The organism is Methylomonas sp. HW2-6, from assembly GCF_052474525.1.
In genome coordinates this window covers 949918-964701 of record NZ_CP184124.1, presented here as the reverse complement: position 1 = coordinate 964701, position 14784 = coordinate 949918, and the positions used below count along the sequence as shown (strand labels likewise).

Annotated in this window: 10 protein-coding genes and 1 riboswitch; of the genes, 3 read left to right on the top strand and 7 right to left on the bottom strand. The window is 60.3% G+C overall.

Annotated features, from left to right (window positions below):
• Window positions 1-264: 264 nt before the first annotated feature.
• Window positions 265-1179, top strand: coding sequence for an AraC family transcriptional regulator (locus tag ACH518_RS05490; RefSeq protein ID WP_445372169.1), 915 nt, complete (start codon window positions 265-267; stop codon window positions 1177-1179).
• A 49-nt stretch (window positions 1180-1228) separates the two neighbouring features.
• Here ACH518_RS05490 and ACH518_RS05485 read toward each other — a convergent pair whose 3' ends face one another.
• The 7 genes from ACH518_RS05485 to recC all read right to left on the bottom strand — a co-directional run bounded on the left by ACH518_RS05485 (window position 1229) and on the right by recC (window position 13280).
• A complete protein-coding gene (locus ACH518_RS05485) occupies window positions 1229-1810 on the bottom strand; it encodes a YncE family protein (RefSeq protein WP_445372168.1) in 582 nt (193 codons plus the stop codon).
• A gap of 151 nt (window positions 1811-1961) precedes the next feature.
• Complete coding sequence (locus tag ACH518_RS05480; RefSeq protein WP_445372167.1) at window positions 1962-2540, bottom strand: hypothetical protein; 579 nt, start codon at window positions 2538-2540, stop codon at window positions 1962-1964.
• A 53-nt stretch (window positions 2541-2593) separates the two neighbouring features.
• Window positions 2594-4294 (bottom strand): hypothetical protein, encoded by a 1701-nt coding sequence (locus tag ACH518_RS05475; RefSeq protein ID WP_445372166.1) that lies wholly within the window; start codon window positions 4292-4294, stop codon window positions 2594-2596.
• On the bottom strand, window positions 4291-5079 hold the full coding sequence (locus ACH518_RS05470) for a hypothetical protein (protein ID WP_445372165.1): 789 nt from the start codon (window positions 5077-5079) through the stop codon (window positions 4291-4293). The genes ACH518_RS05475 and ACH518_RS05470 overlap by 4 nt, the downstream gene beginning before the upstream one ends.
• Window positions 5080-5160: 81 nt before the next feature.
• On the bottom strand, window positions 5161-5991 hold the full coding sequence (locus ACH518_RS05465) for a PEP-CTERM sorting domain-containing protein (RefSeq protein WP_445372164.1): 831 nt from the start codon (window positions 5989-5991) through the stop codon (window positions 5161-5163).
• A gap of 74 nt (window positions 5992-6065) precedes the next feature.
• Window positions 6066-6145: riboswitch (cyclic di-GMP riboswitch) on the bottom strand.
• A gap of 531 nt (window positions 6146-6676) precedes the next feature.
• Window positions 6677-10189 (bottom strand): exodeoxyribonuclease V subunit beta, encoded by a 3513-nt coding sequence (recB, locus tag ACH518_RS05460; protein WP_445372163.1) that lies wholly within the window; start codon window positions 10187-10189, stop codon window positions 6677-6679.
• Complete coding sequence (gene recC, locus ACH518_RS05455) at window positions 10179-13280, bottom strand: exodeoxyribonuclease V subunit gamma (protein WP_445372162.1); 3102 nt, start codon at window positions 13278-13280, stop codon at window positions 10179-10181. The genes recB and recC overlap by 11 nt, the downstream gene beginning before the upstream one ends.
• A 79-nt stretch (window positions 13281-13359) precedes the next feature.
• On the opposite strand from recC, the gene ACH518_RS05450 reads away from it, so the two are divergent.
• Window positions 13360-13950 carry a DUF4124 domain-containing protein gene (locus ACH518_RS05450; protein ID WP_445372161.1) on the top strand — a complete coding sequence of 197 codons (591 nt, stop codon included), beginning with the start codon at window positions 13360-13362 and terminating at the stop codon, window positions 13948-13950.
• Window positions 13947-14780 (top strand): SDR family oxidoreductase, encoded by an 834-nt coding sequence (locus ACH518_RS05445; RefSeq protein ID WP_140913587.1) that lies wholly within the window; start codon window positions 13947-13949, stop codon window positions 14778-14780. The genes ACH518_RS05450 and ACH518_RS05445 overlap by 4 nt, the downstream gene beginning before the upstream one ends.
• Window positions 14781-14784 lie beyond the last annotated feature (4 nt).

Sequence of the window (14784 nt, the reverse complement as noted above, 5' to 3'; positions counted from 1 at the left end):
GGTGCGTTCTTAGCGCATCAGTCTAGTCCGAATCATAGCATGACAGCCTTATACGCTATGCGTACGTCAGGATCATTGAGACAACCCAAAAAACCAGTTACGGCTCACCCCTTCGCAAAATCACTCTCCGCCTCGACTTCAATCCCACCCGAATACACCCCGCCGGCAAACCTTTGCCCACAGTCCGGAAACAGTCCTATCATGTGCCGGCGGCGTAAAGGCCGGCGCTGTTGCCGAGACCGGCCGTTTAACCGAGGTTGACGTATGGATGGCCTGTCTGCAATTTTCCACAGTCTGAGTCTGCGGGCGCGACTGGTATTTGCCGGCGGCCTGTGCGGCCCCTGGGTGGTCGACCATAATTCCGAACAGGCGATCTGGTTTCATTTGGTGACCAAAGGGTGCGGCTGGGTCCACTCGCCGGCCTGGCCCGAGCCGTTGCGGCTGGAAACCGGCGATCTGGTGTTGTTTTTGCCGCACGCCCGCAAGCACTATCTCAGTTACAGCCCGAGCGACGTGAGGCCGGATTTGCCCGGCGCCCGCACCGCGCACTGGCCGCAAGGCGACAGCGGCATGGTCTGCGGCCTGATCGAACCAGGGGTTGCGCCGTTGCCGGTCTGGCGGACCTTGCCGACCGAGATCGTGGTCAGGCAGCGGCAGGCCGGGCCGATTCTGGCGCAATTGATCGAATTGATCACGGCCGAATCCGACAGCGGCCGCTTCGGCAGCTTTGCCGTGATCGAACGCCTGTGCGACGGCATTTTCCTGTTGGCGGTGCGCCACTGCATCGAGTCCGGTTCGGTTCGGGGCGGCGTGTTCGGCGCCATGGCGGACGCCCGGCTGGAAAAGGCTTTGGCTCTGATTCACCAAGAGCCGTGGCGGGATTGGACTTTGAACGGGCTGTGCGCCCAGGTCGGTTTGTCGAAAACCGCATTGATCCAAAAATTCGACCGCCATTTCCAATTGCCGCCGATGGAGTATCTGACGCGCTGGCGGATGCAGATCGCCGCCGACTGGCTCAGCGAAAGCGGCATGACGGTCGAGAAAGTCGCCAGCCGCTGCGGCTACGACTCGCTATCGTCGTTCAGCCGCGCCTTCAAACGCTGCCTGGGCACCAGCCCCGGCCGCTACCGCCGGTCGCACAGCGGCGCCGAATATCCGTTGATTCCGATTCCAGAGTGATCAGGCCGAGCCTCACCACTGGATGACCAGTAGCTCCGGCACCTGCGCTTCAATTCAGCGCGCAACGCTCCAGGCTACACAGCGAAATCAACTTACGGGCATCCTGGGCGGTGATCGTGCCGTCGTAATCCAAATCTTTCGGATCGCCGATGGCCGCCGCCGTATTTTTGCTTGCCAACAGCAAACTCAAGTCGTTTTTATCGACATCGCCGGTCGTAACGAAGGCGCGGGATTTGCCGGGACCGGCAAAAACGATGTCGCGCGGCTCGTCCCCAACCAACAGGGTCCGGGTCACTCGGCCGCTGCCGTTCTCGTCCAGATTGACGATACTGACGCTATCGGATAGATGGTTGACGACCCAGATTTCCTTGTCGTTCCTGACCGCCAAGGCGACCGGCTCCAACCCGACCTGGACCGATCCCAACGGCACTGCACTGCGGTCGCCGACCCGGAACAATTCCAGCCGGTTATCCGGCTTGTTCAAGGCAAACAGTAACTTGCCGTCCGGCGACAGCGCCAACGGCCGGACTTGGCCGCTTTCAAACAGGGTAAAACCGGATTGCGCGTTTGCCGGCAGCAGTATGACAAAGCAGAGCCCACGCACGGTCGCGCGGCGAATCGATCCCAACATTTTGATCTCCTCCTGACGGGTAAACGCGGCGCCTATCCGCCGATACTTGCCTTTCACAGCACGGCCGGTCGAATAACACCCTCGGGTAATGCACACGACACCGCAGCGGCAAGATAAAGGAATATCGAGATGCGGCCGAGTCGAAACGGCACTAAGCGCGGCGCCGGTACAATAAGCCCAAGCCGGCGGCCATCAAGGCAAAAGCCGGCGGCAAGGGTACGGAAGTGACAGCGATCGGCGTCGCGGCGGCCTGCAACGGATCGCCGTTGGCATCCCCTAGGGCGTTGATGTTCAGGCTCAATTGGCTGCTACCGGCCATCAGAAAATCGAAATTGAGCACAGCCAGGATGAAACTGTCCGCCTGCAATTGGTTTAGTGTCGCCGCACTATCCAGAGACAATTCGAACAGATTCAACCGGCCTGCGCCGGCCAGTGCCGCCGCCGACGGATTCAAACCCAAATCCAGCAGGTCCAAAGCCTTACCCAAAACCGGATCGCCGAATACCGCGCCGACATACGCTAAATGATCGCCGTCGAAAACCAGGTCCAAATCGTAGGCTCCCAACGACGGCGCCGCAGCGTTACCCAAGCCGGATATCGAAACGCCGACGCTAAGCGACGAAGCGGTCTGCGTGATCGGCACCAGGCTCAATTCGATCGCGGCCCCTGCCGTTCCCGATATCGATAATAACCACGCAGTGAGCAGAGTCAGGCTAAAACGGTTTTTCATTTGCGGTATCTCCTTATGTTTGATGGGCTGGTCAGCGGTCTGTGGAAATTTGTTCAGTTGGTCGCGCACTTCGGCCGGGTACAGGATTGCACCAGTTTGCGGGCATCGAGAAGGTTGACGACGCCGTTACGGTCGATGTCGCGCGGGTCGCCGGCGGCGATCTTGCTGCCGCGCGCCGCCAGAATCCGGTTAATGTCGACTTGATCGACATCGCGGTCGCCGTCAAAATCGCCGGCCACCGTGATGGCCTCGCACACGTCCGGCACATGGTTGGTGTTGGTGTCGCCGACCCGGCGCCGCTCGATGTCGGTTACATCCGATTGGCCGTTTTGGTTACAGTCCGGAAACACGTTTAGGTAGTACACGTCCTGTTCGCCGTTATAGGTTGCGGTGTAGGCCAGGCTGGCCCCGTCCTTGCCCGACACCAAGGTGGAATAGTCGCCGATCTTGGTCGAGCCGTGCGGGTAAGCGATTGTGGTGTCGAATGCCGGGCTAACCGGAACGTTTTTGCTCCAGGTTTGCCCACCGTCCCAGGAGTAGCTGTAATACAGCCGCGACACCTTGTAATTGCCGCTATCGCGGGTGTCGTACCAGACGGCATCGATGCGCGAGTTGGGCGCCACGCCCATCATCCCGAACCAATTCCAGTTATTTTTGCTCTGCGCGTCGTCGTTGATGCGTATCGGCGCGCTCCAGGTGTCGCCGCCGTCGCCGCTGCGGACGAAGGTAATGTCGAGATTGTCCGCCCCCGGCGGATCGACCGTCGCCAAAACATAAAGCTGGCCGCGCATCGCGCCGGCCGAGCTATCGACACCGACTTGGACGTCGCCGATAGGCCCGTATTGGTTGGGGTTTTGCTTAAACAAAAACAGCGGAGCCAGACCGCCCAAGTCGATTTCGCGGGTATCGAAGGTCGGGGTTTGCGCCGGATCGCGGGCATTCAATGACCGGGAAAACAGGTGGTGATGCAGGTTACGGTCTTGGTGTTCCTCGTCGAATTCCGGCGGCTCCCGTCTGCCAGCCAGATACAGCTCGCCGTCGTTGCCGACCCGCATCGTGCCGAAGGTCGGGGTCTCCGGGATTGCCAGCGGCGGCTGGAAGCTGGCGCCTCTGTCGATCGAGCGGACGAAGCATTTTTCCGCCAGACAGTCGCGCCAATTCAGGTAGACGTGGCCGTCGCTGGTGCCGCCGCTGCGGTCCACGGCCATTTGGGCCTTGTCGCCGCCTTGGCCGTAAGCGAACACCGGCGCTTCCCAACTGCGGCCACCGTCCAATGATTTGATGACCTGGATGTCTTGGACAAAGGTATAACTCGGATCGAAATGCAGGCTCTGGTAGTAAAAATTGCCCAAGGCGTCGACATCCAGGGTCGGATTGCTGCGGCCTTCGCCCGGTGTGATCGTGCCGTTGAAATGCCAATGCGCACCGGCATCGGCGGTATAAGCCCATCCGCCTTGCCGAAACGACGAGTCCACCGAATCGAACTGGCGCCAGGAAACCACCATATTGGCCGGGTCCAGTGGATTGATCGCCAGACTCGGTTCGTTGGCGGCATCGCCGACGATATTTTTGCCGTCGGCGGTGACATTGACTTGGGTACTGATATAAGCGCCCTGGCTGTATTGATTCGCGATCGCGGACTGCGTCCAGCCGGCGGTCAGCATCGAAGCCGCCAACGCTGTCACCAAGCGCTTCGCAGGGGGCGCGCAACGGAGCGGACAGGTGCTAGCCGCTTGGCCTAGGTCGATTTTCATAACATGTGTCCTCTTGGCTTGCGGCAAAAACCGAACCCGGCCAAGCCGGCCGCGAACAACGCGAATGCCGGCGGCAGCGGCACCACCGCGGTTTGCAGCTTGAAGTTGCCGACAATCGCATCGCGGGTGCCGTTCAGGTGGTCGTAGCCCTCTCCCAAACCCAGATCGCCCGACAGACTGAAGCGGCCGGAATCGAGTCCCATCACGACGTTGAACAGGTTGTAAGACTGCGAGCGGAAAGAAACGTGGTTGTACAGACTCCAGGCCGAGCGGCCGCTGGCAAGGTCGATATTGGCGGCGGCGTATTCCAAGGTGTAATCGCCGGATAAAATGCGATTGAAGTCCGAGCCGGTATCGACCCGAAACCGGAACACCCCGGCCAAGCCGATAGCACCCGTCACCGTGGCCTCGAAATCGGCCGGATCGAAGTCGATGGTCGTCGGCTTGCTCCGCCGGTTGGTTAAGTTGGTGACCGAGCTGCCGTTAACGGCAAACGTCAATCCGGTTGCGGGAATCTCCGCCACGCCGGGCACCAGGTGGTCTTCCAAAATTTGGCTATAGCTCCGGCTGCGCGAGGCCTGCGCGTCGAAAAACTCTTCCAGGTACATCGACCGGGCAGGCGTTTCGTCGATATCCACGGCGGCGGCCAACGCGTCGCGATCCAAGTTCACGACCAACCAGCCGCCGGATACCGTGGCGGCCTCCGCCGGGGATAACAACGCCGTGACCAGCAACATACCCCAGCCGAAGCGGAGCGCCGAAAATCTAGCTAAATGAATACTCATAGTCATGCTGAGGGAAATAATCTCGAAAAACGGTGCCAGCCAAGACAAAGCACCCGGGTATGGCCGGGTGCGAAAGCCGGCTTAGGCCGGAATGGCTTTGCGTTTACGCCGAGTGGAGGCCATCACGCCGAACAAACCGCTACCGAACAACCAGACCGCTGCCGGCACCGGAACCGCAGACGGAGCCGGAGAAATCAGGCTGAAGGTACCGGCGCGGCCGGCTTGGCTGACGCCGTCGCCGCCGAACAGGAAGGCGCTGGTGCTGGCGGAATACCACAGTTCGCCGGTAAACAGCAGTTTGTCGCCGTCGGTGGTGACGCTGATGTTGCGGGTATCGTAGGTGGTGGACGAGAAGCTGACGTTGTTGGTCAGAGCCCAACCGCTGTTGACGCCATTATTGCGAGCGGCGACGTAGCCGAATTGGTAATCGCCGGATAGCAGCGTACCGGTGAAACTGCCGCGAGTCATTACCACACCGTTTAGCCCGGCAACGCCGCTGGCGGTAAAGGTCGACGAGTTGGTCAACGCGTCCTGACTGCTTCCCCACGTTAAAGTGGTCGCTTTGTTGTTGCGGCCGCCGCTACCGAACGGAATGCCGGTACCGGCCAAACTGGACGGGTTGATGTCGAACGACAGCGTCGCAGGCGCCGGGTAGGTATCGTTTGCCACGCCAAGCATTTGCGACACATTCATATTGTCCGCCAACGACTTGTCGAAATAATTGGCGACATAATACGAAGTGATCGCGCCGTCGCCCAAGGTCAAGCCCGACAACAAATCATCGGGATTGTCATAGGAAATTTGGAATACCCCGCCGTTCAGCGTGCCCGCACTTGCCACGTTAGCGATTGCCAGCGCGCCGGCAGCCAGTACGCAGCGTAGCCGCAGCGATTTCGATCCGATCTTTTGCATACTTTTTTCCTAAATGAAAGATATAAACGCTATAAGCGGCTTGAACGACTCAAGCCGTCGATGACTCTCGCACGAGAGGCGGCCCGGCTGTCTCGAGCTGCCGAGATCCGCGGCTTTCCGGCTCCACCTTGCGGCGGATGTGGCGAAGTGCTCCCTCCTTGAAAACCGGACGGCTGGACCCCGAACGGCATATTCCTTTAGTGAGCGGCGGTTGCTAACGCACCGGTCGGGCGGGCCACAGCCGCCACCAGAACGCTGGCAAACGCTACAACAGGAGTTCAGCAGATACCATGCCAGTCCTAACAAATAAAACCAGATGCCGATTCAGCAGGCTGGAGCGGGAAGCCGAGCGGCTGAAATATTAGGAACGGCGGGGCCGGAAAGGGTGGACGGGAGATTCGAGTCGCGATTGAGAGAATGGATGTCCGCTCCAGCTTGGTCTGATGACGACAAGCCCAAGCGATGAAACGGACGACGGAAGTTAGGGGATTTAACCCAAACACCCCCTAAGCGGCAAATGGTAACTTATTGTATTGGCTGGCTCTTTGGCTTGATATCGGCAAATCCCGATACCGGCCTGGGTGATTTAACATATTTAGATTGTCCCTGGCCGGATCGACGCCGCCAAGCCACCACGAGAACAGGCAAAATCGGATTTTTAAATCGTAGCAGCGCTGAAAATCGGCTAGGTACGGAAGAACACATCGGCCAGATCGCCAAGCAGACCTTGCTCCGGGCGGTCGGCGAACACGCCGCTTGCCGGCCGCTCGGGCTCCATGCCGCGCACGAACAAGTATTTGACGCCGCCGAAATGGCGGGCGTAATCGTAGTCCGGCAGGCGTTGGTCCAGGTATGCGTGCAATACCAGACTGTACAGCCAATATTGCAGGCCGTAATTGTGTTCGCGCATGGCCTGCAGCAGACTGGCCTGGCTATAGTCCGCCAAGGCGTTGGTTTTGTAGTCCATTACAAAGTAGCGGCCGCCGTAACAACAGACCAGATCGATGAAGCCGGTCAGATAGCCGCTGATTTGTTTGGCGTCCAGCGCCTGATAGGCCGGACAGGCGGCCAGGATCCGGTTGATGCGGGCGGTATCCACCCGGCCCGGCATGAACAGGTAAAACGGCATTTCCTTGATGCACTGCGCCGGCGCCAGATTTTTCAGGCAAAACCCCGGATCTTCGCTGAGCGGTGTGGCCGTTACCCGGTACAGCACCTCGCTCAAAATTTGCGGTTGCGCCAACTGCAGACCGTAGCGCAGGCAGGCTTGGGCGCTGGCGCGGCCGATGTCGCGGCGCCCGGCCAAGTCGGCAAACGCCACAGTCTCCAGCAGGCTGTGGATCACGTTGCCGGTGTGGGCGCCGCGCGGCAGGGCTTCATCGCCGGCCGGTTGGCCGTGGCTTTCTTCGGCTTTATCCTCCGGCAGTTCCGGCGTCTGCTCCAGGCTCAGCGCCGCCAACGCGGTGTAGCTGCTCATTTGCCAGATGCTGTGCAGACTGCGGGTTTGGCGGCGATGCGCCAACGCCAGGTCGGTAGCACGGCGGTCGGCCGGCAATTCGGCCAGCTCGCCGGCCGCTTCGGCCGGTAGCAGGCGGTACTCGAATAAATCCGGTTCTGCGCTTGCCAGCTGTTGCAGCACCCACTGCTGGCCGGCGAAATCGCAGTCGGCGAATTCGAATAAATAGGCCATGGCCGAATCGTTGGCCCGCTCCTTGGTGCGGACGTCGGCCCAATTCAGATAGCAGCGGTACTTGGCGCGGGTTAGCGCCACGTAAAACAAACGCAGGTCCTCGGCCAATTCTTCGAACAAGGCTTGTTCGCGGCGTTCGGCGAATTGTGCCGACCCCAGGTCGGCGACCATCGTCCCGTGTTCGTGGCATTGCACCAAAGCGGTTTCGGTTTTCAGCCGGTCGCTGCGCCGCCATAGATCGGGACAGAACACCAGCGGGTACTCCAGGCCTTTGGAACTGTGCAGCGTGACGATTTTGACCGCGTCCTCGTCGCTTTCCAGCCGCAATTGGCGATCTTCGCTACTGTCTTGCGCCGCTTGCTGAATCGCCCACCGCAGCCAGTCCAGCGTCTTGTTGATCGCCAGATGCTCGTCGATGGCCGCTTGCTGCAGCCGCTCGGCCAAATGGTGGATATTGGTCAGCACCCGTTCGGCTTGGGGTTGCGCCGACAGGTGTTGTTCGATCCGTTCCCGCCGCAGCAGTTGCTGCAGCGTCGCCAGCAGGCCCTGGTTGCGCCAGCATTGCAGATAGTCCTGAAAGCGCGACACCCAAGCGTCCAGCTCCGCCTCGTCCTGGCTCAGCCGGTACAATTGCTGGCCGTCCAATCCGAACCAAGGCGTGGCCAACGCCTGCTTCAACAGATCGATTTGGCCGGCGCCGGCTACGGCCCGCAGCACGTGGTACAACTCGAAAGCTTGGATGGAGGCGAATACCGACTGCTTGCTGTTCAATACTGCCGGTATGCCGGCTGCCAGCAACGCCTGTTGATAGGCCGCGGCAGCGGCATTGCTCCGCACCAGAATCGCGATGTCGCCGGCTTGTACCGGCCGTTCCGCACCGTGCTTTTCGGCGATGCGGCCGGCCGTCAGTAGCCGGCTGATTTCGGCGACGACGGCGTGCTCGATCAGCGCCGAGACTTCCCCGGAACTACCTTTGCGCGCGGTCCAATGCTCCTGCTTGCCGGGATTTTTATCGAGCTGCCACAGGACCAGCGGCGCACCGGCGATGCTGCCGTCGCCGGGCTGGCGGCCGGCCATGACCGGCGTGAAATCCAATTGATCGAACAAAAACGGTTTTTGCCGGCGGAACAAGCGGTTCACCGCCTGTACCAGATGCGGATGCGAGCGCCAATTGTGCAGCAACGTGTAATGCCGGTCGGCGCGTTGTTGGGCGGCGAAGTAGGAAAAAATATCGGCGCCGCGGAATTTGTATATCGCCTGCTTCGGATCGCCGATTAAATACAAGTAATGTTCCGCGCTGGCAAACACGCCGGAAAAGATCCGCCATTGCTTGGCGTCGGTGTCCTGAAATTCGTCGATCAACGCTGCCCGGAAACGCGAGCGTAATTCCGCCGCCAGCAAGGCGCCGTTGTCGCCGTCCAGCGCCGCCGCCAAGCGGGTGATCAGGTCGTCGAAGGACAACACGTTCTCCCGCAACAGGCGCCGGTCCAGCTCCGTGCGCAAGCTGGCCAACAACGCGGCGCGCAACGCGACCGGCAGCCGCCGCACTGCGTCGGCCAGAGCCTCGAACGGCGCGCAATCGATATTCAGGCCAGCCAAGTACTGCTGCTTCTGCTCCTCGGCCGGCAACGGCTTGTTCTTGCTGCTGCGGAATTTGATGCCGTTCAGACCGGCCAGCAACGTGACTTGGTTCAGACAGTCGAAATCCGGCAAATCCTGCTCCGAGTCTTGCAACCACTCTGCCAGGGCTTGCAGCCGTTGCGGCAAACCGGCGGCGAAGCTTGCGCTAAAGTAGCCGGCTTCTAGCGCGTCGATCAAGGTTGCCGCTACCGTCGGCAATTGCGCAGCGGCCGCCGCGCGCAAGGCCGGCAGCGCCGCCAGATCGGCGTCCAGATCGGTATCCAGCGGGTAGGCGTTTTGCTGCAGATCGATGCGCAGCACGCTATCCAGCAAGGTGTCCGGAGTCGGATAGGCGCGCAGCAGCAATGCGGCTTGCCAGGCCGGGCGTTGGTAGATTTGCCGACGCCAGAAGTCGTCGGCGCACTGCAACTTCAATTCGGCCACGTCGCCGCTCAGTTCGCAATCGAACAACTGGCCGCTTTCCAGTGCGTGCTCGGCCAACACCCGTTGGCAGAAACCGTGGATGGTGAAAATCGCCGCCTGGTCGATATCGAGCAGCGCCAGTTCCAGGCGTTGGCGAATGCTGGCGCTATCCTGCGTCAAGCCTGCCAGCCAGGCGGTAATCGCCGGATCGTCGTCCGGCGCCGGATGCAGCAGAATGTGCCGGGCCTCGACCAGGCGGGCGCGGATGCGGTCCTTCAGTTCTTCGCTGGCGGCTTTGGTGAAGGTCACCACCAGCAGTTGCTTGATGTCGAGCCGGCATTCGACCACAAAGCGCAGCACCAGCATCGCAATGGTGTAGGTCTTGCCGGTACCGGCACTGGCTTCGATCAGATTGATCCCGGTTTCCAGCTCGCCGCGAGTGGCATCGAAGGCCTTACTCTGCATGCGCCGCCCTCCAGGCCGGTTCCAGCCAATCCCGGCAGAACCCGCTAAATGCGTCGCCGAGCAAATCGCTCAAGTCGCGGTAGGCGAACAGTTGGCCGATTTCCGCTTCGTAACCCTGTTCGATGGCGTCGGCCAGGCGTTTGGCCGTTGCCGCCAGCGCCGTTTCCGGGTCGTTATGACGCACGAAATCCAGCGCCGCTTCGGTAAAAAACGCGTCGGGCCGGATTTGGCCGCTCCGGAAAATCGCTAGCAATTGCGGTAGCGCGTCGTCGGGGTCGGCTTGGGCCGGAAACCGTAAATCGGCATCGGCACAAACCAAGTGGGTGGCTTGCGGCGCGATGCGGTTGGCAATCAAATGCTGTAACCAGGCGCCGAAAAAATCGCGGCCTTTCAGTTTGCCGAAGCGGTAAATCAGTCCGCCGTGTTGGTGTAAACGCCCCAGTTTGCCGACCAGCCGGCAATCGCCGATGGTCAGATCGATGGCCTGGGGCGGCAGCGGTTCCCCCAGTTGTTTGCCGGCGATAATCGCGGCGAATTCGGCGATCGCCGGCTGGCGGCGGCGCCAGGCAATTTCGCCGGCGGCGCCGGCCGGCCACAAACCGCGGGCTTGCAATTTTGCCAGCGAAAATACTTTGCCCTGCAGTTCGGCATCGAGCCACTCCTGGGCTAACAAATAATCTTCCAGGCTGTTCAAGGCAAACGGTTCGCGCTCTTCGGCGTCGACTATCAAACCGGGAAGCTGCAGTTCCAGGCAGTGGCGGAAAAAATAGCGTTGCGGGTGGTGGAAAAACTGGCGTAAGCGGTCGATTTCGATCACGGTGTCGGTTTCGGCCGGCAACGCGCCGGACCACCAGGGCTGCGGCGCCGGTTTCTCGCCGCGCAGGCGGCGGGCGGTGTCGCAATCGTGGCGGGCGTAGCTGAACAGGTTGGGATCCTGGCCGAGGAAATAACGCTGGCTGAACGGGTGCAACGGGTGGCGAACCACGATGCCGTCCAGGCCGTAACCGTCGCGCAGTACCTCGAGCAATTCGCTGACGATGGGCGACGGCGGAATTTCGCTATTGTCGCGCAGCGATTGGCCCAGATAGGTAACGATCAGTTGCCGGCGGGCGGACAGCAGTATTTCCAGAAATTGGTAGCGGTCGTCGGCACGGCGCGAACGGTCGCCCAAGCGCGGATGCGCAGCCAGCAGGTCGAAGGTCGGCTGGCGTTCGATTTTCGGGAATTCGCCGTCGTTCATACCCAACAAGGCGATGATCTGAAACGGGATCGACCGCATCGGCAGCATCGAGCAAAAAGTCAGTTGGCCGCGCAGAAAGCCGGCGCCGGATTTGGTTTCGTCCATCCGGCCTTGCAGCCAGGCGACGATCACGGCCAAAGCCAGCGGCCGGTCGTGAATCGCGGCCATCTCCGCCATTTCGGCCAGCAGCTCATTCAGCGCTTGGCGTTGCGCCGTGTCGGCGCCGGCCAACAGGCCGTCGGCGTAGCGGCTCAGGCAGGTTTGCCATTCGCTCAGGGTTTTCGCGGCCGCCAACTCGTCGCCGGCCCGGAACAGTAGTTGCAGGAAAGCGTTCAGGCCGCCCAGCGCCTGCGCCGAAGAGCCTTCGATATCCGGGTAGGGCAGGATGTCGTCGACGAACTCGTCTTCGGCCAGGGCATAACCCATGAACAACCGCTCCAGGCCGGCCTGCCAGGTATTCTGCGGCGTCGGCGGCAGGCCCTGCGCTTGCTTGGCCTCGCCCGACCGGCCCCAGCGCACGTGCAGCTCCTGCAGCCAATAGGCGATCAATTCCAGATCGGCAGCCGCCAAACCGAAGCCTGTGTGAATCAGCGGTTGCTCGAGTAAATCCATGACCGCGCGCCAGCCCAGCCGGCTTTGCGACAGTTTCAGAAAACGGATGAAAGCGTCCAGCAGCGGATCGCTGATTTTCAGGCTGCGGTCGGCGACGGCGTGCTGGATGTCGTCGAATACCGCGCTGATGAACGGGGCGTAGGCCTGGATGTCCGGCGCCATCACGACAATGTCGCGCAGATCCAGATCGGGGTGTTGTTCCAGGGTTTGCAATAGCTGGTCTTTCAACACTTGCACTTCGCGCAGGCGCGAGTGGCAGGCGTGAATACCGATCGAAGCGTCGGCCGCCAGCCGGATTTGCTGCGGTACCCGGTTGGCGAGGACGTCGTTTTGCAGGCATTGCAGCACGGTCTCGGGCTCAGCCGGCTCGAAGCTGCTGGGTTCGAAGGCGAATTCGGCCTGCTCCAGCAACATTTGCTGGAATTCGCGGCCTTGCTGACCCAGCCGGACCAGTAAGGGATGGCCGTCGAACTGTTGCAATTCGGCCAGCAGCCGCTTCGGCGGCAGGTCGGCCCAGTAACCCTGGACCGGATTTAGTAGATACAGGTGGACATGGCAATGGCGGGACAAGGCCTGCAGGTAGTTCAGCATCAGCGGCGGCAAGCTGTTGACGCCGAATACCGAAACCCGTTCCGGCAATTGCCCGGCGAACGCACCGGGTTCCGCTTGCTGCAGTTTGGCGATCGCTTGCAGCCAGTGCACACCGCGGTGACGCTGGCCGATTTCGGCAACGACGGCTCGCCACAACTGGGCTTGCCAGGCTTCCGCCGGGCTACCGTATAGCAGGCGCCGCGCTTGCCAGGCCTCGAGCAGGTCCGGCCGCAGCATCTGGTATTGGTCGTAGACCCGCGCCAATTGTTGCGCCAATTGGTAACGCTTAAGCTCGGCGTTTTCGCCGACTAGATATTGCCGCAAAGCCTGATACACTTCGGCGTCGAGATCGCGCAATAAGGCTTCGAAGCGCCATAGCATCCAATGGCGGTCGAAGGCTGGCTCGTAGAGTTCGTCGTGCAGCGTCGCGGCAATTTCGGCGAAGAATTTGGCCGGGAACAAATAGCTGAAATGGCCCCAAACCTTCAGCCGCGCTGCCAGTTGCTGCGATAGCCAGCGTTCCATACCCTGACTTTGAATCAAGAACAACTCGGCGGCGAACGGCGACGATAATGGTGCGGCGCTAATGACCGTGACCAAGTGCTCCAGCAGGTTTTCGGTTTTGTTGGAGCTGTGCAGGACGAACATCGGCGGATTGAAAAATCTGTTTACAGTAAGGGCAAGCTAAGTGATAGTTTTACAGTAGCGTTTAACCAACAGGAATACAATGAAAAATCTGTTCTTTGTTTTTGCCCTGTGCCTGTCTTGCGACAGCTGGGCAGGCGTTTATAAATGCACCGATGCCAGCGGCCATACTAACTATCAGTCGTCGCCGTGCACCGAGCAACATAAAGCGGTGCAAATGAATCCCAAGACCGGCAGCAGCGTCGACATCACCGCACAAGAGAAGAAGCAAGCCGACGAAGCCGAATTGAAGAAATTGCAGTCAGAGCAGGAGCGCGCGGCGCAGCAGGCCAAACTGGACTTGATCGCGCAAACCAAGCAGGCGGCCAAATCGGAAAGCGAGCAAACCCAAAGCCTGATCAAGCAAAATCCGCTGCAGTTTTCCGCTTTTGCCGTCCCGCCCTACGATCCCGATAAATTACCGGTTGAAATCAAACCGTTCGAAACCCGGCTGCCGGATGTCGAGAAATTTCGGCGTTTAGCAGCTCAGAAAGCCTTGGCCGGCGGCGAATGCCAACGGGTCGAAGCCGACGAACTGAACGGCAAAAGCAAATTGGACCAGTTGGTGTTCTCGATCAACTGCAGCAGCGGTAAAACCTATACCTTCAGCGAAAGCGACCTGAGCCAGCCATGACCCAAGGCAAAATCATTTTTATTACCGGTTGCTCGTCGGGCATCGGTTACAGCACCGCGCTTTATCTGAAATTACGCGGCCACCGGGTGATCTGCTCGGCGCGCAAAGCGGAGGATGTCGAACGCTTGCGCGGCGAGGGCTACGAATGCCTGCAACTCGATCTGGCCGACTCGCAAAGCATTCGTGTTGCTGTAGACGAGTTATTGAGGTTAACCGACGGCAAGCTCGATGCGGTGTTTCACAACGGCGCGTTCGGCCAACCAGGAGCGGTGGAGGATCTGAGTCGGGATGTATTGCGCAACCAGTTCGAAACCAACTTTTTCGGCGTGCACGAGTTAACCAATTTGTTGTTGCCGGTGATGCGTCGGCAAGGCCACGGCCGGATCATTTACAACAGTTCGGTGCTGGGTTTTGTAGCGATGAAATTCCGCGGCGCCTATAACGCCAGCAAGTTCGCGCTGGAGGGTTTGGTCGATACTTTACGTCTGGAATTGCGCGGCAGCGGCGTGCATGTGGTATTGATCGAGCCGGGGCCGATCGAGAGCCGTTTTAGGCAGAACGCGTTTGCCTTGTACCGGCAAAACATCGACCCGGAACGCAGCGTCCACAAAGAAACCTATCGAGCCATGGAGGCTCGCCTGCAAAAGCAAGGTCCGGCGGCGCCGTTTACCTTGCCGGCCACGGCGGTCGCCGAAAAAGTCGCGGCGGCATTGGAGTCCGCGCGACCTAAAATCCGTTACCGGGTTACGGTCCCGACCCATCTATTTGCCTGGCTGAAACGCCTGCTGCCGACAGCGTGGTTGGATAAGTTACTGGTCAGCGTCGAATGAGGCG